Below are 19,371 nucleotides of genomic sequence, written 5' to 3'. Positions count from 1 at the left end.
AACTGTTGGCGATCTCCAACCGTGCTGCGTACAATCTGTGCAACACCACGAAAGATTTCAAGGTGATCCGCCTTGGTACCAGCATCCGGGTAAGCAAGCAGAGCTTCGATGATTGGTTTGCAGCGGTCTGAGGGAGGGAACATCTATGGCATCTATTCTCAGGCGCGGAGATTCCTACTCCGTTCGTTTCAAATACAAAGACCATGCTGGCCGGATCTGTGAAGGCTGGGAGAGTTTCAAAACCAAGAAGGAAGCGCAAGACCGCAAGATCTCGGTAGAGAAAGAACTCTTGGACGGTACGTTCCTCATACCCGATGCAATGACGGTAGCGGAAATGCTGTACAAGTGGCTTCCCATCCAGTCCAGCAAGCACAAGTGGGCACCCAAAACCTACACCCACACGGTAGCCATGATTCAGAATCTTGTCGTGCCCTATCTCGGCAAGAAGCAGATTCAGAAGGTTCAGACGTATGACCTTGAACAGTTCTACGCCACGCTGAGCCGGACACCGCGCGGGCTGTATAAGCAGGGTGTCAAGCAAACGCTCACCGACAAGCAGAAGCGGCAGTTTCTGACGGGTGCTTCCATCCGGGAAGTCCACGCCATACTCAAGACTGCATTTTCCTATGCCGTTGAGTGGGGTCTGCTCCTCAAGTCACCGATTCCGAGAGAAGCCCCGAAATCGACCTCGGAAGAACGTGCCATCTGGGACGAAAAGACCATGCTTGCTGCGTTGCAGACCATGACCGACCCTACGCTCCACCTTGCTGTTCATCTGAGCATGATTCTCTCGCTGCGTGTCGGAGAGATCCTTGGCTTGCAGCCGGGAGACATCGACTTTGATGCAGCGGATGGACGTGGGACCATCACGGTCGGCAGGAGCTTACAGCGCACCGAAAAGGCTGCACTGGAAAAGACCGACCCGAATCAGATCTACCACATCTTCCCCGACCAGCGTGAGGGCAGCAGCTCCGCACTGGTGCTGAAGAAGCCGAAAACCAAGAAATCCAGCCGCACCCTTTATCTGACGAAACCCTTGAAAGAGGAACTGCTGGCTTGGCTGGAAAAGCTCCGTCAGGACGAGCTTGCCATGGATGGCAGATATCGCAACTGTGGCCAGCTCTTCCGCCTGCCCAACGGTATGCCTGTTGCCCCGGAAGCCCTTTCTAAATGGTACCGCACTTGGCGGGCAGAGCACCCGGAGTTTGAGAAGATCGTGTTCCACGGTCTGCGCCACTCCAGTGCCACCTACCAGCTGCTGCAATCTGGCGGTGACTTCAAGTCGGTGCAGGGCAACACCGGTCATGCAACCGCCACCGTCCTGATGGACACCTATGCTCACACGCAGGACAAGCCCCGGTTGGAGCTGGCTGAGAAGCTGGAAGCAGACTTCTATTCACAGGACATCGGCTCCCCCAAATCCGGCTCTGTGCCGGTAAAAGAAAATCTGCCGGACGGCATCCAAATCACCCCCGAAGGGATGCTGAAAGTTGTCCGACAGATGAACCCCGAGCAGCGGCGTGAGTTCACCCGCCTGCTGTTCGCCTGAAAAAAGTATGGAAAAAACGCTCACGATGCACAGAATGCAGACAATGCAAGGAAAAACACGGCTTTCCCGCCGGTGTGCAAAAAGTGTGCAAAAGTGTGCAGAGCCCCAGAAAAAGGAAAATCCCACGAGGAATTTTACGATTCTTCGTGGGATTTTGGTGCGCTCGAGGGAACTCGAATCCCTGGCCCTCTGATTAAAAGTCAGATGCTCTACCGGCTGAGCTACGAGCGCATACATTATAAAGCGCAGTATAACACGATACTGCCGAATAATATTACCATACTCCCGGGCAAAAAGCAAGCTTTCTGCACAAAAAACTTTCCCAAAGCCGTCATCGGGCAGATTTTGCCACGAACTGCCCCTTTACAAACCGGGCAAGAACCAGTACAATCAAAGCAGTTCATTACAAAACTGCAACCGACCTGCCGGGCGCACTTCCGCGCCGGGCAAGCCGATCCGATAGGAGGGCTTTTTCCATGAAAATTTCTCGACGGTCCGTACTTCGCTATTCCGGGCTGACGGCGGCGCTGCTGGCGCTCACTGGCTGCTCTGCAAGCCCCGGCAGTGCCATTCTGGGCGGTGACCTGCCCGACTGGATGAAGAGCCTGTTCTGCGGCTCGGCGGCATCCTCTTCTGCTTCTTCTGAGGCCGCTGCATCCTCTGTGGTCGCAGCCAGTGAGGCCGCAGCTGGTGAGGCAGCCGCCTCCTCGGCAGCGTCCAGCGAAGCCGCAAGCTCTGCGTTCAGCCTTCTGCCTGCCTACGACGCTGACCCTCTGACCGGCGAAGCCCGCAAGAGCACCGGCCGGATGGTGGGTGTGATGGTCAACAACATCGCCAACTCCGAAAAGCAGAACGCACGCCCCCAGCGCGGCATCGGCTCGGCAGACCTGCTCATCGAGAGCAAGGTGGAGGGCGGCATCACCCGCCTGTGTGCCGTGTTCCGGGATGCGGACACCATCCCGGAGGTCGGGCCGCTGCGCTCTGGCCGCGACCAGTTCCTGCAGCTGCTCATGCCCCATCAGGCCCTCTATTACCACGATGGCGAGAGCATTTTCTGCACCCAGTTCATCAATGTATACGATTACTCCGGCCTGAACATCGGCGGCAAGAGTTACTTCAACACACCAGTCCACCCCCACGTTGCCCACCGTGACAACCGCGGCCGCAATGTAGCCTACGAACATACCGAGTTCACCTCCGGCAAGGAGATCAAACAGGCAGCCGGTAATGCCGGCATCGGCCTGACCTACGCCAACGAAACGCCTTTCTTCCACTTTGCCGACTACCGCACCGCAGCCTCCAATGACCTTCCCGGTGCCCCTGCGGCCAAATCCATCAGCATCACCCACTCCGAGAGCTACAGGACCCGCCTGACCTACAACAGCTGGGGCCGCAGCTACAAGCTGGAAATGTACAACCGCTCCAAAAAAGCCTATGAGAACACGGTGGACGAGCTGACCGGAAAGCAGCTGACCTTTGACAACGTGGTGGTCTGCTTTGCCGATATCGCCGCCTATGCGGGCGATTCTCACGATGTCCAGTCGGTCAACTATGTGGCCGGTGGGCAGGCGTACCTCTTCACACGGGGCGGCGTGCAGGTGGGCCGCTGGGAGAAGCCGCATCCCACCCATCCGCTCAAGCTCTACACCGAAACCGGCGAGGAGATGACCCTGAACCGGGGCAAGACCTATCTGGCACTGGTGGACAATGATGAGTGGAGCAATTTCAGCTACTAAATCACCCGCCCTCCGGGGCAGAAGAGGGAAACCGATGAAACGCTTTTGGATGCGCGCTTTGCTCTGTTTTGCGCTCAGCGCCGCACTGCTGACAGGCTGTGCGCTCAGCCCCAGCTCCCAGCCCGCTGAAAGTCCCACTGACCCGCTCACTGGGCAGGAACTTGTCTGGCCGGGCCAGCGGCCGGTCGCCATCACCATTGACAACGCGGCCGCCAGCACCACTCAGTGGGGGCTTTCCACAGCCTCGCTGGTGCTGGAAGCCCTGACCGCACAGCAGCAGTCCACCAGGCTCTGTCTGGTCTACCCTGCCGTGGGGGCCGTGCCGCAGGTCGGGCCTGTCTCTGCCGGGCAGGACCTCTACTGGCGGCTGCTGGTGGGCCAGCAGGTACTGCCGGTGCAGCGGGGCGGCGGGCAGTTTGACCAGAACTACCTTGATTACTACTCTCTGCGCGCGGTAGACGCACTGGAGGTGGGCACCAATGCCTTTTCCTGTGAGACCAATTGGCAGAATGTCCCGCTGTGGCATACCAGCGGTGCAGCACTTTCGGGTGTGCTGGGCAGCCTGAACATCTCCCCGGCCCTGACAGAATCCCGCGTCACGGACACCTCTTCCAGCAGCTCCGACAGCGAGAGCGGAACCCTCCTCTCCGTTCCGGGTCTGCTGCCCATGCAGGAAAGCGGCAAGCTGCCCGATGCAGATGCTTCGGACGCAATGAGTGTCCGGGTCCAGTTTGATGCGCAGAACGCCACCGGCTTCACCTACGATGCCGACACCAAGACCTACCGGATGCTCCACGCAGACGGCACACCGCAGCTGGATGCCAACAACGGCCAGCAGGCAGATTTCGACAACCTGCTCATTCTGTTCAGTGCATCCACCCTGCGTGACGATGGTGTGACGCTGGATTACGACCTGACCATGGGCGGCGGTGTCTGGCTCAACGAGGGCCACCTGTGGAACATCACCTGGACGCAGGGCAGCGAGACCACCTTCTTCCTGTATGATTCCAACGGCCGCCCCCTGACCCTGACGGCAGGCCGCAGCTATCTGGCGCTGGTGTCCAGCCTGACCGGGCAGGAGCTCACTGTGCAGAACTCCACCGGGGAAAGCCTGTTATAAGCAAAAGAGACGGTCCTGCAATCCGATGCAGAACCGTCTCTTTTTACGCTATGTTTTTTACAGATCGACCACGCTGCCCACCTCGGCAAGGGTGGCAGGCACCACGCCCAGATGGACCTCATCGGCATCCCGGCGCACCACAAAATGGACGGTCTGGCCTGCGGCAAAGTCGGGCTGATAGATCAGCTCCAGCGTCTGCCAGTCCGCCGGGGTCTCGCAGAAGCAGTGGAGCATCGCCCCGCGCCCTGCGGAAAGATTCAAGGTAAAGGCAGAGGCATCTGCCGCATTCTCACCGTAGAGGGGAGCTGCAAAGCTGCCCACCCGCACCTGTCTGCCATCACACAGGGCAGTCAGGCCGGTGCCCAGGCTGTACAGGGCATTCCTGCTGTCCAGGCCGCGGCTCTGCAGGTAGCTGGCCCCCACAGCCAGCGGCCGGGCCGAGAGGTTCTCCACCGACAGATAGACCAGCGTGCCGTCCAGCTCCGGGGCCGGTGCATAGCCCAGCAGCTCCACTGCCGCCTTGCCGTCCAGCAGAGCAGGTTCGCCCTCATAGCAGGGGGCCAGAGCCGCGCCCGAAACACCGGTGAGCAGGGCAGCAGCCAGACTGACTGCGCCGGAACCGGCATATTTCAGGAACGAGCGGCGGGACAGGGATTGTGACATCGGGGATTCCTCCTAACGGGAAAATAAGTTCTCTTTATACAATAGTAAATTCCGGGCTTTCTGTCAAGAGATTTGCCCGGAATTTTACCTGTTCTTCCGCGATTTTACGTGTTTTGGATATTTTCAGAGCGGCGCGGCAAAGATTCTTACTCAAATGCCTCGTTTTCCTCGGCTTCCGCCTGCCCGCGCAGGGTATCGGCGTAGCCAAAGGGCACGATGTCGATAGCCTCCACCAGACGGTCGCGCATCCAGAGCTGCACGTCGGTCTGGACGGTATAGCCGCAGCCGGGGTCGGCCATCCACTGTTCTGGGTGGCGGGAGGGCAGCGCGCGCTGGCTCAGCATACTCATGATCACGCCGCCATGGGTCACGCAGGCAGCCTCGGTCACATCCATCCGGATCATATACTCAAACAGCTTGAGCAGGGTCTCGGCGCAGCGGGCGTGGAACTGCTCGGTGGGCTCTGCTCCCTCGGGCACAAAGCCGGAGCCGGGGGTGATCCACTTCTTGAAATCCTCTTCCTTGACCAGATCCTTCACGGGGCGGTTCTCAAACACGCCAAAGCCCGCTTCCCGCAGGTCGTGCACTGTGAACTGGTGGCCTGCATTGGGGAACAGAATGTTCGCTGTCTCCACAGCGCGCACCAGCGGGGAGGAGAACACCGTGTCCACCTGCGGATACTCGAACCGCTCCTTCAGCTCCTTCAGCTGGGCGCGTCCCTCATCACACAGGGGGATATCCGTGCCGCTGCCGATGTACAACCCCTGCAGATTACCGGCCGTCATGCCGTGGCGGATGAGATGAAGTTTGAACGTTTTCATGGAAAAACACCTCTATCTGGCAAAGAGTTCCTCTTTGCTGTAAAATTTCGCACCGGCAGTGGGCATCCTGCCCGGGCCGTGCGCCACAAAATATGCGTTGATTATCTTTAGTTTAGCATAGATATGGTATCCGGGGCAAGTCTTTTGACAAAAATGACGAAAAACGACGAGAATTTCCGTCACTTTTCTTGCTTTACTTTTTGTTTTCCACTGTGTATAATCAACATGTTGTAAACCAAAAATCAAAGAAGTTCAATTTCCACTACTGAGGAGTCCAAAATCATGGAATTCAACCGTATCATCAAGCTGCTGCGCAAGGAGCGCGGCATCACCCAGAAGCAGGCCGCGGAGGACCTTGGGGTATCCCAGGCACTGCTCTCCCACTACGAAAAGGGCATCCGCGAGTGCGGTCTGGACTTTGTTGTCCGGGTGGCGGATTACTATAATGTGTCCTGCGATTACCTGCTGGGCCGCTCGGCTGAGCGCAACGGCATGATGCTGAACGCCGATGACCTGCCCAACCCCGATAAGATGAAGGACAACGTCTACCACGGCAGCGTTCTGCCCACCATGAACAAAAAGTTGATCTCCAACAGCCTGAATGTGCTGTACGCCAAGATCGCCGAGTGCCACAGCAAGGCCCTGACCACCGAGGTCAGCACCTATCTGATGATGGCCGTGGCCAAGATGTTCCGCCTGCTCTATTCCGCCGAACCCCACAACGCCCAGAGCCTGTTCAGCGTGGAGGCCCGCCGCTGGCCCGGCTACTCCGATGCCGTGATGCGGATGAGCGAGAGCAATGTGGAGGACCTGCTGGCCGGTGAGGACCTGAACGGTGCCGAGGGCGTAAAAGACCCCTCCTGCCTTGCCATGACCACCGAGAGCCTGACCCGGGAATACCCGCTGTACACCCCCAGCCTACTGAATCTGGTCAAAACCAGCGAGACCCATGTGCGCGGCCTGGACCCCAACCAGTGAGCTTCTGTGTGAAACTCCTGTTAATTCTGTGCCCAGGGCCTTGCAATTTCCGGTAAAAAATGCTATAAACGAATCAGCGAAGAAAAAGATTTCTGCCATTGATTAAGGAGGCAAGCTTTATGTCGAACAAGATTTCCCGCCGCACCTTCCTCAAGGTCACCGGTGCTTCTGCCGCTGCTCTGGGCGCTGCTGCTGTGCTGGGCGGCTGCCAGGCCGGCGATAACTCTTCCATCGAGGTCAAGGTCGGCGATAAGATCAGCAACTGGAACAATCTGGCGGTCCAGCTGACCAGCGTCTTTACTCTGGCAAGTGCCCCCGATGCCGAGGGCTATGAGTACATTGCCATGCTGATCACCTCTGCAAACCGTTCCAGCCGCAACACCTTTGCCATCGGCGCACAGAACATTCAGGAGATCGGCGAGGCCTATCCTCTGGATACCCCGGAGCAGGTCGCAGCCAACACTGCCGGTTACTTCCACGCTCTGTCCGCTTCCACCACCGACTTCTCCTTCACCTGCGACGGTCAGGCAGCCGAGGGCGGCGCTTATGTCCAGCTGTACGACAGCACCACCGAGAGCTTTACCACGGCCTCTGCCATTCCCCCGCAGGGTGCAGGCTACATTGAGCTGGTCTGCATGGTGCCCACCACCTGGCAGCAGATCGGTGTGACCTACACCCCGACCTTTGTTTCCGGCAAGACTCTGAACTTTACCATCAACGCCTCTGACCTGACCAAAGCCTAATCAAGCAGGACGAAATTTCGTATGATTTGCACGGCGGCGGTGGGGGAATTTCACAAAATATTTGTGAAAACCATTGACATTCGCCCCCGTTTCGCCTATTGTATAGGCAGAGCCTTTTGGCATTTTCGTGCGCTTTGCACATTATAAGGAGGAACGATTATGTCGTTAGCATTTTCTCGCCGCTCTTTCCTGAAATACTCCGCTGTTGCAGCTGTGGCCGTTGCGGGTGCCAGCCTCTTCTCCGGCTGTGATCAGACCGATACCAAGAACCTGTACTGCGATGGTGCCGGTTCCATCACTGTTCTGCAGATCAATGCTGTTCTGGGCACCTACGATGACAATGCCAAGAAGTACAAGGACATTGATTTGACCAAAAACTCCATCAGCTTCCCCTTCCAGATCACCGTTGGCCGCACCAACAATCTGCCCATCCAGCCCAGCAACTTCAAGGCGATCGTCTACGGTAAGGACGGCAAGCAGAAGGCAAAGTATGTTGGTGGAACCAGCAATGAGCTTAAGATCGACGCTTCCCTGCTGGACACCAACCTGGCAAACAGCGCTATCAATAAGGGCACCATCACGCTCAACTCCTCTTTGGCTGAGGGCGAAAAGCTGGTCTTTACCTATTGCCCCGACCTGCAGTATGCCGAGTATTCCATGAACTGGGTTCTGGCTCGTGCCGCCAAGAAGGAAGAGAACGCTGCTTCTCCTGCCAGCAAGTAATCTCCCCAACGTACATCCCAAGCCGTCCGGGAAAGCCGGGCGGCTTTTTTGCGCCGTTGCATTGGCAAAGTATCTCAATTTTTCTTTAAATTTTCAGCAATTCTGTATCTTGTGCACACCCGCATTTTCTGATACCATAGGTTCATGGAAAAGAAGGGGAGCGCAGCGGCAGAGGCCGCCGCGCTGTTTGTGTTTCCGCTCAAAAAGGCCATGGGCCGTAGTTTGACAGAACAGGAGTGTTGCAGTTATGATCAACATGGTAAAGCTTCCCACCAACAAGAGCAATCTGTTCCTGCGTGTGGCAAAGGGCCATTTCGCAACCAGCCACAGCCACATCAATTACTATATCGATGTCACCACCCAGAAGTCCCGCCTTTCCGAGGCAAAGGCCGTGGCAAAAGAGCTGGTGGCTGCCTACCAGCACAACACCATCGTGGATACCGTTCTCTGCCTGGACGGCACACAGGTCATCGGCACCTGCCTTGCCAACGAGCTGACCAAGGACGGCTTTGCCAACATGAATGCCCACCAGACCATCTATGTCATCACCCCGGAGTACACCACCGGCAGCCAGATCATCCTGCGCGACAATCTGGCCCCCATGGTCAAGGGCAAGCATGTGCTGATCCTGGCTGCTTCCATCACCACTGGCTACACCGTGCAGGCTGCGATCGAGGCGATCAACTACTACGGCGGCACTGTGGCAGGCCTGAGCGCCATCTTCGCCACCGCCACCGAGTGCCTGGGCATCCCGGTCACCTCTATTTTTGACCCCTCCAACCTGCCCGATTACGCCAGCTTCGATTCCCGCGAGTGCCCCATGTGCAAGGCGGGCCAGCATATCGATGCACTGGTCAACAGCTTCGGCTATTCGGCACTGTAAGCCCCATTGCCCCATCCGTTTCATCCACTTCCTGCAGACACAAAGACCCGGCTGTCATCGGCAGCCGGGTCTTTTCCTTATTCTGTTTTTTTCGGGAACACAAACGGGTCGTGCAGGTAGACCAGCACGAGGTACGCCGCCATAAAGCACCAGATGATGGGCTCACAGAGGATGACGGCGTTATAGGCAAACTTCGGGATGAAGAAGAGCACGAATACCACCTTGCCCACCAGCTCGATGACACTGGAGAAGAGGGGCAGGACCTTCTGCCCCAGGCTCTGCAGGGCGTAGCGGGTGGCCAGCAGAACACCCAGCACCGAGTAGAAGGGCGCGTTCCAGAGCAGATACCGTGCGCCGTTTTCCAGCACCACAGACTCGCTGGAGCCGGAGATGAGCCGCACCATCCACTCTGCGCCCAGCTGCATCAGAAAGATCGCCAGCACGGCCACCACCACGCTGTACAGGGCGATCTCCTTCATGCCCTTGCGGACACGCTCCGGCTGGTTTGCACCGCGGTTCTGGGAAACAAACGTGGAGCATGCCGATGCCATGGCCATGACCGGCATGGTGGTAAAGGAGAACAGCTTCCGGGCGGCGGTGTGACCGGCGATGACCAGCGTGCCCAGATCGTTGATGCCATACTGCAGCACCACCGAGCCAGCCGAGACGATGCTGCTCATCAGGCCCATGGAGATGCTCTGGCTGAACAACTCCCAGTAAAGGTGGCTGCCCACCCTGAAATGCTGCTTTTCCGGAAGCAGGATCTTCACTCTGAGGAAGATATACAGGATGCAGAGCACCACCGAAACGCCCTGCGAGATGACCGTTGCCACAGCCGCTCCCTGCACCCCCATGCCCATCCTTGCAATGAACAGGAGATCCAGCACCACATTCAGGCCCGAGGAGATGAGCAGGAACACCAGCGGCATCACGCTGTTGCCAATGGCGCGCAGCAGGCCCGCGCAGAGGTTATAGGCGAACATGACCAGCACGCCCAGATCGATGGTCAAAATGTAGCGGTACGCATCGTCCAGGATCTCCGCCGGGGTGTCCAGCATGAGGAGCAGCGGGTGCAGGCCCAGCACACCTGCCAGCGTAATGCAAAGGGAAGCCACCAGACCGATGACCAGTGAGCCTGCCACGGTCTTTTTGAGCAGATCGTGATCCTGCGCCCCGTAGGAGCGCGCTGCAACGATTGCAAGGCCGTTTCCGATACCGAGGCCAAAACCGACCAGAAGCTCGTAGATCGAGCCGCAGGAGCCAATGGCGGCAAGGGCGGTATCGCCCAGCACATTGCCCACGATCATGGTGTCCACGGTGTTATAGAGCTGCTGAAACAGGCTGGAGATGAAGATGGGCAGCATGAACAGCAGCAGGTTTTTGAAAATGGGCCCGTGCATCAGGTCCACATTCATGCTGAAGGGGGATTTTTTCGCAGTTTGGGTCATAAGGTTCCTCACAGTTTACGGAAAACAACCCTCCCCGGCATTGCGCAGCAAAAACGGAGAGGGTTGTGCTTTATTTTTCTTTTACAGCTCCTGGGTTTCAAAGCCGTGGCCGGTCAGCACCTCCACGCTGGTGAAGCCGGCAGCCTTGATGGCGGCGGCGGCTTCCTCAAAGCCGAAGGTCAGGCTGGAAACATCGTGGGAGTCGGAGGTGATGATGACCTTGCCGCCCATCTTGTTCCACTCCTCCAGCATCCATGCACTGGGGTAGAAGTCCTTGCGGTAGCCGCGGTAAACGCCGCCGGTATTCACTTCCAGCAGGCAGTTGTGCTCTTTGGCTGCGCTCAGGGCCTTGAGGGCAGCGGCCCGGTAGCGGGGAGCCTCTTCATCAAAGAACTCACCCTCGCCGTTCAGCTTCTTGATGAGGTCGATGTGGGCCAGAATGTCCGGTCCCTTGGCGGCAACCTTCTCCACCTCTGCAAAGTAGGCCTCCACCGCGGCCAGCGGGTCACCGTCGAAATCATCAAAGATGCAGTCGTGCAGATCCTGCGGGCGGAAGTCGATCTCGTAGTACTTGCCGGTGTTCTTGCCGTACAGGTGATGGGCAGCACCGATCCAGTAATCGTAGTTCTCGGGCTTGTCCTCGCTCAGGCTGTCCCACTCGATGCCGCAGAGGATGTCCACCTTGCCCTTATACTCTGCCTTGAGCTTTGCAATGGTGGCCTTGTACTGGGCGGTGCGGCTGGGGCTCATGCAGTACTCACGGTCCCGCTGAGTATAGCTGTGGCCGGAGAAGCCCAGGGTCGTCAGGCCCTGTGCACAGGCGGCACTGGCCATTTCCTGCAAGGTATTTTTGCCATCGCACATCGTCGAGTGGCAATGAACACTGGACTTCCTATAATCTGCCATAACTAAATCACTGCATCCTTTCCTGTTTGACCTTGTGGTCAATGACGTGTCGTTTTTCCAGCTCACGGGTGATCTCTTCCACCGTGATGCCCGCCTGCACCATCAGCACCAGCACATGGTATGCCAGGTCGCTGATCTCATAGATGGTCTCGGCCTTGTCCTCTTTTTCTCCCGCAATGATGACCTCGGTGCACTCCTCGCCCACCTTTTTCAGGATCTTCTCCTTGCCCTTCTCGAACAGATAGGTGGTGTAGCTGCCTTCCTGGGGATGATCCCTGCGGCCCTGGATGAGTTCGTAAAGCCCCTGCCAGCTGAACTGCTTGAGCTCCGGCGAGACATACACTTCGTTGAAGAAGCAGCTCTCGGCACCGGTATGGCAGGCAGGGCCATCCTTGACCACCTCCACCACCAGTGCGTCCTTGTCGCAGTCTGCGGTGATGGACACCACATGCTGGACATTGCCGCTGGTATCGCCCTTGCGCCAGATCTCCTGACGGCTCCGGCTCCAGAACACCGTACGCCCCTCGGCAATGGTCAGTGCCAGCGTCTCGGCGTTCATGTAGGCAAGGGTGAGCACCTCTTTGGTGTAGTGATCCTGCACGATGGCAGGAATGAGGCCCTTTTCATCAAATTTCAGTTCCATGGTCCATACTCCCTCCCCAAAGGGGATACTTACAGTTTATCCTAAAGTTGCCCGAAACGCAAGAGCTTACAGCCGCATTTCGACACCATTTTCATTCAGATAGGTTTTCAGGTCGTGGATGGTCAGCAGTTTCTGGTGGAAAATGCCCGCCGCAAGGCCAGCGTCGATGCCCTTGTGGTGGAACAGCTCAAGGAAATCTTCCTTTTTGCCCGCGCCGCCGCTGGCGATGATGGGCACATTCACCCGGGCAGCGACCGCGTCCAGCATCTCAAGATCGAAGCCGGTGCGGACACCATCGGTGTCAATGCTGTTCAGGCAGATCTCCCCCGCGCCATGCGCCACGCACCAGCTGATCCAGTCCAGCGCGTCCCGACCGGTATCCTCGCGCCCACCCTTGGCAAACACCCGGAACTGGCCGTTCACCCGCTTCACGTCCGCCGAGAGCACCACACACTGATCGCCGTATTTCCGGGCCGCCGCCGGGATGAGGCCGGGGGCCCGCAGAGCGCCCGAGTTGACGCTGACCTTATCGGCGCCGCATTTCAGCACCCGGTCAAAATCCTCCAGCGTGTTGATGCCGCCGCCTACGGTCAGCGGGATGAAGATCTCGCTTGCCACCCGGGTCAGGATATCGGTGAACAGAGCACGGCCCTCAAAGCTGGCGGTGATATCGTAGAACACCAGCTCGTCGGCACCGGCAGCGTTGTACATCCGGGCCATCTCCACCGGGTCGGCCACATCCCGGATGCCCTCAAAATTCGTGCCCTTGACCACCCGGCCATTCCGGACATCCAGACAGGGAATGATGCGTTTTGTGATCATTTTCGTTCCCCTCCGTTTAATTCTGCACCAGTTCTACACAACGTTTCAGATCCAGCGTCCCGGTATACAGGCTCTTGCCCAGAATCGCGGCAGCGGTGCCCATCTTTTTCAGTTCCAACAGCTCGGCCTCCGACGAGATGCCGCCGCTGGCCGTGAAGGCCACGCCCGGCACCTCTGCCGCCAGCTGGCGGTACAGCGCCAGATTCGTACCCTGCATGGCACCATCACAGGCAATGTCGGTGTAGATGATGGCCGTGCACCCCGCATCTGCCAGCCGCCTGCAGAAGTCCACGCCCTTTTCGGCGCTGACCTCCTTCCACCCGTGGATGGCAACAAATCCATCTTTGGCATCCACCCCCACGGCGATCCTCTCGCCGTAGCGTTTCAGCATCCGGGCCGTGAAATCAAAATCCGTCACGGCCACGCTGCCCAGGATGCAGCGATCCACGCCCAGAGAAAGGTATTTTTCAACACGCTCCTCCGTGCGGATGCCGCCGCCCACCTCAATGTACAAGCCCCCCTGCTCTGCCAGCGCGGCAATGGATCTGTAGTTGGAAAGGGTGCCGTCCTTTGCGCCATCCAGATCCACAACGTGGAGATACCTGGCCCCGGCCTCCACAAACTGCCGGGCCTGTGCACAGGGGTCGTCCCCGTAAACGGTCATACTGTCATAATCTCCCTGCGTCAGGCGGACAACTTTGCCGCCTCGCAGGTCAATGGCTGGGAATAGATTCATAGTTTCTCCTTTAGCGGCCTTACCCTCTCAGCTTCGCTGCGCTCAGCAGCTCTCCCAAAGGGAGAGCCTTTGGCAAAACCGGAAAGTTTACCGTACTGCCAAGGCCTCGCCCTTTGGGAGAGGTGGCATCACGCAAGTGATGACGGAGAGGGCGAGCCAGTTTACAATTCTGCAAACGCCTTCAAGATCCGCAGCCCCGTCTCCCCGCTCTTTTCGGGGTGGAACTGGGTGCCGTACACCCTGCCCGCCCTGACCACGCCGGTCACGGGGATGGAGTAATCGCTGACAGCAAGTGTACTCCCGGTACAATTTTTGCCGTAGTAGCTGTGGACGTAATAGACATACTCGCCCTCACGGATGTATCGGAAAAGTGGGTCATCCCGTACGATGTGCAGGGCGTTCCAGCCGATCTGCGGCACCTTGAGGGATTTGTCTTTCAGGTCAGGTTCCAGCGGGCAGACCTCACCTTTGACAAAGCCCAGGCCCTCATGTTCGCCGTACTCATAGCTTTTTTCAAAGAGCAGCTGCATTCCCAGGCAGATGCCCAGCAGGGGCTTTTGCGCCGCCTGCTCCCGGATGACCGGCACCAGACCGGTGGCCGAGAGCTTGTCCATGGCATCGCCAAAGGCCCCCACCCCCGGCAGGATGAGCCGGTCGGCCTTGCGGATGGTCTGTGCATCGGCGGTCACAACGGCCTCCAGCCCCAGATGCGTCAGGCTGGAGCGCAGGCTGAACAGGTTGCCCACGCCGTAATCGATGATCGCGATCATACCAGCAGTCCTTTCGTGGAGGGGATCTCGTCCCGGTGGGCGGCATCAATGGCGACTGCCGCAGCCAGCGCGTGGCCTGCCCCCTTGAAGCAGGCTTCGAGAATGTGGTGGGTATTTTCCCCTGCAAATTGTACAAAGTGGAGCGTTGCGGGCACATTGCGGGCAAAGCCCAGCCAGAACTCCGCGGCGCATTCCACATCGAAATCGCCCACCTTTTCGGTCTTGCAGTGGACATCCCAGTTCAGGGTGCACCGGCCCGAAAGGTCTACCGCGCAGAGCACCAGCGCCTCATCCATGGGCAGGTAGAAGCTGCCATACCGCTGGATGCCCCGCATCTCGCCCAGCGCCCGGGCAAAGGCCTGCCCCAGTGCAATGCCGATATCCTCAGCCGTGTGGTGGTAATCCACCTCCACATCCCCGTGGCAGGCGAGCACCAGGTCAAACCGGCCATGGCGGGCAAACAGCTCCAGCATGTGGTTCAGGAACCCACAGCCGGTATCCACCTCATAGCGGCCCGCACCGTCCAGATTCAGGGTCAGCTCGATCTGGGTCTCGTTGGTGTTGCGTTCCAGTGTCACTTCCCGCATGGGTCATTCCTCCATTATTTTGTCAAGGGTGTTCAGGAAAATCTGCATCTGCTCCGGCGTGCCGATCGTGATGCGCAGCCAGTTTTCAATGCGCGGGGCATCAAAGTGGCGCACCAGAACGCCTTTTTTCTTCAACTTCCGGTACAATTCGCCGCCGTTTTTCTTTTGGGTAGAGGCAAACAGGAAGTTGGAGCGGCTGTCCAACACCGCAAAGCCCCGGGCTTCCAGCTGCTGTTTTGTCCATGTGCGGGTGTCCACGATGGCGGCACGGGTCTTTTCAAAATAAACGGTGTCTTCCAGCGCGGCCTGCCCTGCTTTCAAGGTCAGGCGGTTGATGTTATAGGGGTTCAGGCTGAACTTGACCCGGTTCAGGTCCGCGATGAGGCTGGCGCTGCCCATGGCAAGGCCCAGCCGCGCTCCTGCCAGCTGGCGGGATTTCGAGAAGGTCTGCACCACCAGCAGGTTGTCGTACCGGTCAATGAGCGGCACGCAGCTCTCGCCGCCAAAGTCCACATAGGCCTCATCCACAATGACCACATTGTCAGGGTTCGCTTTCAGGATGCCCTCGATGGCACTGCGGGGCAGGGCCAAGCCGGTGGGAGCGTTGGGGTTTGCGATGACGATGGTCTCGTTCAGGCCGTAGTAATCGGCGGGGTCAAGGGTGAAATCCTCCTTCAGCGGGATGATATGGCTGGGGATGTGCATCAACCCGCACCAGACGCTGTAACAGCCATAGGTGATGTCGGCATAGGCCAGCGGGTGGGTCTCGTCACAGAAGGCCCGCAGGGCGAAGAAAAGGTTCTCGTCACTGCCGTTGCCGGGCATGATCTGGTCCAGCTGCAGGCCAAAGTGCACCGCCGCCGTTTTCAGCAGGTCGGTGCAGGCGGGGTCGGAGTAGAGACGGAGCTTTTCCACCTCGTGCTCGCTCACCGCCGCTACCACCGCCGGGCTGGGCAGATAGGGGCTTTCGTTGGTGTTCAGCTTGATGTATTGCTGGTCCTGCGGCTGCTCCCCCGGGGTGTAGGGGGTGACTGTTTCAAGTTTCGGAGAGAGATATTTACTCATAGCAATTTCCTCACTGTCAGCGTCCTCGCCCTCTCAGGCGCTTCGCGCCAGCTCCCCCAAAGGGGGAGCCTCTGGCGGTTTTCCGTAACCTTGCGGGAAATTGCCAAATCCTCTCCCTTTGGGAGAGGTGGCATTGCAAAGCAATGACGGAGAGGGCGAGCCGCCTTCAGTCCTCTTCATATCTTATCGTCACACTCTTCGCATGGGCGTGCAGGCCCTCGCGCTCGGCAAAATCGGCAATGCGGGGTGCCACCTCGCCCAGCGCCTCGCGGGTGTAATAGAGGAAACTGGACTTCTTCACAAAGTCGTCCACACCCAGCGGGCTGGAGAAGCGGGCCGTGCCGCTGGTGGGCAGGGTGTGGTTGGGGCCTGCAAAGTAATCGCCCAGGGCCTCGGGCACATTGCGGCCCAGGAAGATGCTGCCCGCGTTTTTGATCTCGTTCAGCACCCCGAAGGGGTCCTCCACGCAGACCTCCAGATGCTCCGGCGCAATGATGTTGCAGGCCTCAATGGCCTTGTGCAGGTCGGTGCAGACGATGATCTTCCCGTTGTCGTCCACGCTGGCGCGGGCAATGGCGGCACGGGGCAGCTGGGGGATCTGCACCTCCAGCTCTGCCTGCACGGCCCTGGCCAGCGCCGGACTGTCGGTGACAAGAACAGGGCTGGCCAGCTTGTCGTGCTCGGCCTGGCTCAGCAGGTCTGCCGCCACCCAGGCGGGGTTGCAGCCGCCGTCGGCCAGCACCAGGATCTCGCTGGGGCCGGCGATCATATCAATGCCCACCTTGCCGAACACCTTCCGCTTGGCGGTGGCAACGTAGATGTTGCCGGGGCCGACGATCTTGTCCACCGCCGGGATGCTCTGGGTGCCGTAGGCCAGCGCGGCCACGGCCTGTGCACCGCCGGTCTTGAAGATCTTGGTCACACCGGCGGTGGCGGCGGCGGCAAGGATGACCGGATTCACCCTGCCGTCCTTTCCGGCGGGGGTGGTCATCACGATCTCCGACACGCCCGCGACCTTGGCCGGGATGACATCCATCAGCACGGTGGAGGGATAGGCCGCCGTACCGCCGGGCACATATACGCCCGCCTTTTCAATGGGGGTATATTTCTGGCCCAGCACAATGCCGGGCTTCTCGTTGATCACAAAGCTCTTGTGCACCTGCTGGCGGTGGAAGCGCTCAATGTTGGCGGCAGCCTCCCGCAGGGTCTCAAGGAAATAGGGGTCCATATTGGCAAAGGCCTCATCGATCTCCGCCTGCGTCACCTGCAGGTCATCGATCTTTGCCCCGTCAAATTTCAGCGCGTACTCCTTCAGCGCCTCATCGCCCCGGGCACGGACCTCAGCAATGATGCCGTCCACCACATCCTCCACGTTTTTTTCCGCGCGGATGTCCCGGTTCAGGATCTCCTCGGGCCTGAGCTCATCAAAATTATACAGCTTGATCATTTTGTTTCCTCCTGCAAGGTCTTGCGCAGCGCTTCCAGCATGGCATCCATCTCGTTGTGCTTGAACTGGTAGCTGGCCTTATTGGCAATGAACCGGGCCGAGATGGGCATGAACTCGGTGACCACCCGCAGGCCGTTCTCCCGCAGGGTGGTGCCGGTCTCCACGATATCCACAATGACATCGGAAAGGCCCAGAATTGGGGCCAGCTCAATGGAGCCGTTCAGTTTGATGATATCGATATCCCGCCCGATGGACGCATAGTAGCTCTTTGCAATGTTGACGAATTTGGTCGCCACCCGCACCGGGCGGCTGGGGTCATCCTTGTAATCTGCCGGGGCAGCCACGCACATCCGGCACCTGCCAAGGCCGGTATCCAGCAGCTCGTAGACATCGGCAGAGGCTTCGGTGAGGATATCCTTGCCCACGATGCCCACATCTGCCGCGCCGTGCTCAACGTAGATGGCCACATCGCTGGGCTTGACAAGGAAGTAGCGGATGCCCGCCGCAGGGTTTTCCACCACCAGCTTTCGGGTGGCGTTGTAGTCCTCGGTGCAGCCGTAGCCGATGCGGGCCAGCAGGTCATACACCCTGTCGCCCAGACGGCCCTTGGGCAGGGCCACATTCAGCATGACCCGGTCCGTGCTGTTCCTCTGTACCGGCGGGGTGGGGGCGCTCAGACGGTCGAGCTCGTCCAGATAGACCGCAAAGCCGATGGCCCCGGCCCCGGGGGTGAACTTCTGCATCAGCAGGTCATAACGGCCGCCCTTGAGCAGGGGCCGCGGCAGGCCCTGCAGGTAGCCCTGAAAGACCAGCCCGTTGTAGTATTCCATCTCACCGGCAAGGCTCAGGTCAAGGCGGACCGCCCCGCCGGAGGCCTCCAGCGTTTTGGCCAGTGCCCGCAGCTCAGCGGCGGCGGCGCGCATCCGGTCGTTGCAGCAGGCGCTCTCTGCCTTTGCCAGCGTCTCCTCGCAGCTGCCGGAAAGCTCCAGCAGACCGGTCAGGGCATCGGCCCCGGCGGTATCCAGCCCGGCGGCCTGCGCGGCGCGGCGCAGCTCGTGTGCATTCTTTTCCCGCAGCTTTTCCAGCAGGCCGGGGCGGGCATTCTCCGGCACGCCCAGTGCGTCGAACAGGCCGAACAGATAGCCCATGTGGCTGACTTCCAGCACCCACGCGGCCCCCAGCTGGGCCAGGCTCTGCGCTGCCAGCCGGACCGCCTGCTGCACCTGTGCCTCCCCCACCGCGCCCAGCATCTCAAGGCCCATCTGGGAGATCTCCTGGAAGGTGTGGCTCTCTGCCGAGGGGCGGTAGACGTTCTCATGGTAGTAATACCGCAGGGTCTCGCCGGGGGCGGGCTGGGCCGTCTTGGCAATGGACAGGGTCACGTCCGGCTTGAGCGCCAGCAGACGGCCATCCAGGTCGGTGAAGGTGATGACCTGCTCCGAGGACAAAAAGCTCCGGTTCTCCTGATAAAGCCCGTACTCCTCAAAGCGGCCCATGTGATATTTGCGGCAGCCCGCCGCCTCATACAGCGCCCGCAGCGCAAAGGAGGCCCGCTCCTTGGGCTGCAAACTGTCCAGACTGAATTCCATCTCGATCTCCTCGTTCCCTCTCTGCGTATTTCCCACTTCTTTTGTTTATTTTACTTTATCGAGATAAAGTTGTAAAGTACGAAAGTGACAGCTTTTCAGCCCTATCTTACCGTTTTTCTGTGCGTTTGTACAGAAAGGCGAA

General features: G+C 59.0%; 19 protein-coding genes, 1 tRNA gene and 1 pseudogene. 8 read left to right on the top strand and 13 right to left on the bottom strand.

Annotated elements, in window-relative coordinates; translation table 11 throughout:
• Together J3353_RS06170 and xerC are read left to right on the top strand one after the other, a co-directional pair.
• Positions 1-131: pseudogene (locus tag J3353_RS06170) on the top strand (helix-turn-helix domain-containing protein); the annotation flags it as partial.
• 14 nt (positions 132-145) lie between these two features.
• The gene (gene xerC / locus J3353_RS06165) at positions 146-1,549 is read left to right on the top strand and encodes a tyrosine recombinase XerC (protein WP_207684413.1); all 1,404 of its coding nucleotides are present in this window, start codon (positions 146-148) and stop codon (positions 1,547-1,549) included.
• A gap of 155 nt (positions 1,550-1,704) precedes the next feature.
• Here the strand turns inward: xerC and J3353_RS06160 are convergent.
• Positions 1,705-1,780: transfer RNA gene (locus J3353_RS06160), tRNA-Lys, on the bottom strand.
• 245 nt (positions 1,781-2,025) lie between these two features.
• Between J3353_RS06160 and J3353_RS06155 the strand changes: the two genes are divergently transcribed.
• Together J3353_RS06155 and J3353_RS06150 are read left to right on the top strand one after the other, a co-directional pair.
• Positions 2,026-3,285 carry a DUF3048 domain-containing protein gene (locus J3353_RS06155; protein WP_207684412.1) on the top strand — a complete coding sequence of 420 codons (1,260 nt, stop codon included), beginning with the start codon at positions 2,026-2,028 and terminating at the stop codon, positions 3,283-3,285.
• Positions 3,286-3,319: 34 nt separating this feature from the next.
• Entirely contained in the window at positions 3,320-4,405 is a 1,086-nt protein-coding gene (locus J3353_RS06150; protein ID WP_005929602.1) for a DUF3048 C-terminal domain-containing protein, read from the top strand.
• Positions 4,406-4,462: 57 nt separating this feature from the next.
• Here the strand turns inward: J3353_RS06150 and J3353_RS06145 are convergent, their stop codons facing one another.
• Both J3353_RS06145 and J3353_RS06140 read right to left on the bottom strand, forming a co-directional pair.
• Positions 4,463-5,068: a twin-arginine translocation signal domain-containing protein gene (locus J3353_RS06145; RefSeq protein ID WP_207684411.1), complete on the bottom strand. Its 606-nt coding sequence runs from the start codon at positions 5,066-5,068 to the stop codon at positions 4,463-4,465.
• A 146-nt stretch (positions 5,069-5,214) separates the two neighbouring features.
• Entirely contained in the window at positions 5,215-5,889 is a 675-nt protein-coding gene (locus J3353_RS06140) for a histidine phosphatase family protein (RefSeq protein WP_005929611.1), read from the bottom strand.
• Positions 5,890-6,171: 282 nt separating this feature from the next.
• On the opposite strand from J3353_RS06140, the gene J3353_RS06135 reads away from it, so the two are divergent.
• The 4 genes from J3353_RS06135 (at position 6,172) to J3353_RS06120 (ending at position 9,216) form a co-directional block, all read left to right on the top strand.
• On the top strand, positions 6,172-6,867 hold the full coding sequence (locus tag J3353_RS06135; protein WP_005929618.1) for a helix-turn-helix domain-containing protein: 696 nt from the start codon (positions 6,172-6,174) through the stop codon (positions 6,865-6,867).
• A gap of 119 nt (positions 6,868-6,986) precedes the next feature.
• On the top strand, positions 6,987-7,610 hold the full coding sequence (locus tag J3353_RS06130; RefSeq protein WP_207684410.1) for a twin-arginine translocation signal domain-containing protein: 624 nt from the start codon (positions 6,987-6,989) through the stop codon (positions 7,608-7,610).
• A gap of 159 nt (positions 7,611-7,769) precedes the next feature.
• Positions 7,770-8,333, top strand: a complete 564-nt coding sequence (locus J3353_RS06125; protein WP_207684409.1) for a twin-arginine translocation signal domain-containing protein — start codon at positions 7,770-7,772, stop codon at positions 8,331-8,333.
• 247 nt (positions 8,334-8,580) lie between these two features.
• Complete coding sequence (locus tag J3353_RS06120) at positions 8,581-9,216, top strand: hypothetical protein (RefSeq protein ID WP_005929631.1); 636 nt, start codon at positions 8,581-8,583, stop codon at positions 9,214-9,216.
• A gap of 77 nt (positions 9,217-9,293) precedes the next feature.
• On the opposite strand, the gene J3353_RS06115 is transcribed toward J3353_RS06120, so the two are convergent.
• The 10 genes from J3353_RS06115 to hisG form a co-directional block, all read right to left on the bottom strand.
• A complete protein-coding gene (locus J3353_RS06115) occupies positions 9,294-10,664 on the bottom strand; it encodes an MATE family efflux transporter (RefSeq protein ID WP_156062086.1) in 1,371 nt (456 codons plus the stop codon).
• Positions 10,665-10,745: 81 nt separating this feature from the next.
• Positions 10,746-11,570, bottom strand: coding sequence for a histidinol-phosphatase HisJ family protein (locus J3353_RS06110; protein WP_156062085.1), 825 nt, complete (start codon positions 11,568-11,570; stop codon positions 10,746-10,748).
• Positions 11,571-11,577: 7 nt separating this feature from the next.
• Complete coding sequence (gene hisIE, locus J3353_RS06105; protein WP_005929638.1) at positions 11,578-12,213, bottom strand: bifunctional phosphoribosyl-AMP cyclohydrolase/phosphoribosyl-ATP diphosphatase HisIE; 636 nt, start codon at positions 12,211-12,213, stop codon at positions 11,578-11,580.
• A 66-nt stretch (positions 12,214-12,279) separates the two neighbouring features.
• Positions 12,280-13,035, bottom strand: a complete 756-nt coding sequence (gene hisF, locus J3353_RS06100; RefSeq protein WP_156062084.1) for an imidazole glycerol phosphate synthase subunit HisF — start codon at positions 13,033-13,035, stop codon at positions 12,280-12,282.
• 16 nt (positions 13,036-13,051) lie between these two features.
• Positions 13,052-13,771 carry a 1-(5-phosphoribosyl)-5-[(5-phosphoribosylamino)methylideneamino]imidazole-4-carboxamide isomerase gene (gene hisA, locus J3353_RS06095; protein WP_156062083.1) on the bottom strand — a complete coding sequence of 240 codons (720 nt, stop codon included), beginning with the start codon at positions 13,769-13,771 and terminating at the stop codon, positions 13,052-13,054.
• Positions 13,772-13,932: 161 nt separating this feature from the next.
• Positions 13,933-14,541 (bottom strand): imidazole glycerol phosphate synthase subunit HisH, encoded by a 609-nt coding sequence (gene hisH / locus J3353_RS06090; protein WP_156062082.1) that lies wholly within the window; start codon positions 14,539-14,541, stop codon positions 13,933-13,935.
• Positions 14,538-15,128, bottom strand: a complete 591-nt coding sequence (gene hisB / locus J3353_RS06085) for an imidazoleglycerol-phosphate dehydratase HisB (protein ID WP_207684408.1) — start codon at positions 15,126-15,128, stop codon at positions 14,538-14,540. Before hisB ends, hisH begins: the two co-directional genes overlap by 4 nt.
• A 3-nt stretch (positions 15,129-15,131) precedes the next feature.
• On the bottom strand, positions 15,132-16,193 hold the full coding sequence (gene hisC / locus J3353_RS06080; protein ID WP_207684407.1) for a histidinol-phosphate transaminase: 1,062 nt from the start codon (positions 16,191-16,193) through the stop codon (positions 15,132-15,134).
• Positions 16,194-16,359: 166 nt separating this feature from the next.
• A complete protein-coding gene (hisD, locus tag J3353_RS06075) occupies positions 16,360-17,640 on the bottom strand; it encodes a histidinol dehydrogenase (protein WP_207684406.1) in 1,281 nt (426 codons plus the stop codon).
• Positions 17,637-19,229 (bottom strand): ATP phosphoribosyltransferase, encoded by a 1,593-nt coding sequence (gene hisG, locus J3353_RS06070; RefSeq protein WP_207684405.1) that lies wholly within the window; start codon positions 19,227-19,229, stop codon positions 17,637-17,639. The genes hisD and hisG overlap by 4 nt, the downstream gene beginning before the upstream one ends.
• Positions 19,230-19,371: the final 142 nt, after the last annotated feature.

Origin of the sequence: Faecalibacterium sp. Marseille-Q4137 (assembly GCF_017377535.1) — a bacterium.
In the GTDB taxonomy this organism is placed as follows: Bacteria; Bacillota; Clostridia; order Oscillospirales; family Ruminococcaceae; genus Faecalibacterium; species Faecalibacterium duncaniae.
Note: the sequence above shows the minus strand (reverse complement) of the source record. Positions and strands in the feature narration are given on the sequence as shown.

Coding starts and splice junctions, on each gene's coding strand:
- J3353_RS06150 (WP_005929602.1), top strand. CDS start 3,320: ATGAAACGCTTTTGGATGCGCGCTTTGCTCTGTTTTGCGCTCAGCGCC.
- J3353_RS06155 (WP_207684412.1), top strand. CDS start 2,026: ATGAAAATTTCTCGACGGTCCGTACTTCGCTATTCCGGGCTGACGGCG.
- xerC (WP_207684413.1), top strand. CDS start 146: ATGGCATCTATTCTCAGGCGCGGAGATTCCTACTCCGTTCGTTTCAAA.
- hisA (WP_156062083.1), bottom strand. CDS start 13,771: ATGAATCTATTCCCAGCCATTGACCTGCGAGGCGGCAAAGTTGTCCGC.
- hisH (WP_156062082.1), bottom strand. CDS start 14,541: ATGATCGCGATCATCGATTACGGCGTGGGCAACCTGTTCAGCCTGCGC.
- J3353_RS06135 (WP_005929618.1), top strand. CDS start 6,172: ATGGAATTCAACCGTATCATCAAGCTGCTGCGCAAGGAGCGCGGCATC.
- hisF (WP_156062084.1), bottom strand. CDS start 13,035: ATGATCACAAAACGCATCATTCCCTGTCTGGATGTCCGGAATGGCCGG.
- hisIE (WP_005929638.1), bottom strand. CDS start 12,213: ATGGAACTGAAATTTGATGAAAAGGGCCTCATTCCTGCCATCGTGCAG.
- J3353_RS06110 (WP_156062085.1), bottom strand. CDS start 11,570: ATGGCAGATTATAGGAAGTCCAGTGTTCATTGCCACTCGACGATGTGC.
- J3353_RS06120 (WP_005929631.1), top strand. CDS start 8,581: ATGATCAACATGGTAAAGCTTCCCACCAACAAGAGCAATCTGTTCCTG.
- hisC (WP_207684407.1), bottom strand. CDS start 16,193: ATGAGTAAATATCTCTCTCCGAAACTTGAAACAGTCACCCCCTACACC.
- J3353_RS06115 (WP_156062086.1), bottom strand. CDS start 10,664: ATGACCCAAACTGCGAAAAAATCCCCCTTCAGCATGAATGTGGACCTG.
- hisG (WP_207684405.1), bottom strand. CDS start 19,229: ATGGAATTCAGTCTGGACAGTTTGCAGCCCAAGGAGCGGGCCTCCTTT.
- hisB (WP_207684408.1), bottom strand. CDS start 15,128: ATGCGGGAAGTGACACTGGAACGCAACACCAACGAGACCCAGATCGAG.
- J3353_RS06130 (WP_207684410.1), top strand. CDS start 6,987: ATGTCGAACAAGATTTCCCGCCGCACCTTCCTCAAGGTCACCGGTGCT.
- J3353_RS06140 (WP_005929611.1), bottom strand. CDS start 5,889: ATGAAAACGTTCAAACTTCATCTCATCCGCCACGGCATGACGGCCGGT.
- hisD (WP_207684406.1), bottom strand. CDS start 17,640: ATGATCAAGCTGTATAATTTTGATGAGCTCAGGCCCGAGGAGATCCTG.
- J3353_RS06145 (WP_207684411.1), bottom strand. CDS start 5,068: ATGTCACAATCCCTGTCCCGCCGCTCGTTCCTGAAATATGCCGGTTCC.
- J3353_RS06125 (WP_207684409.1), top strand. CDS start 7,770: ATGTCGTTAGCATTTTCTCGCCGCTCTTTCCTGAAATACTCCGCTGTT.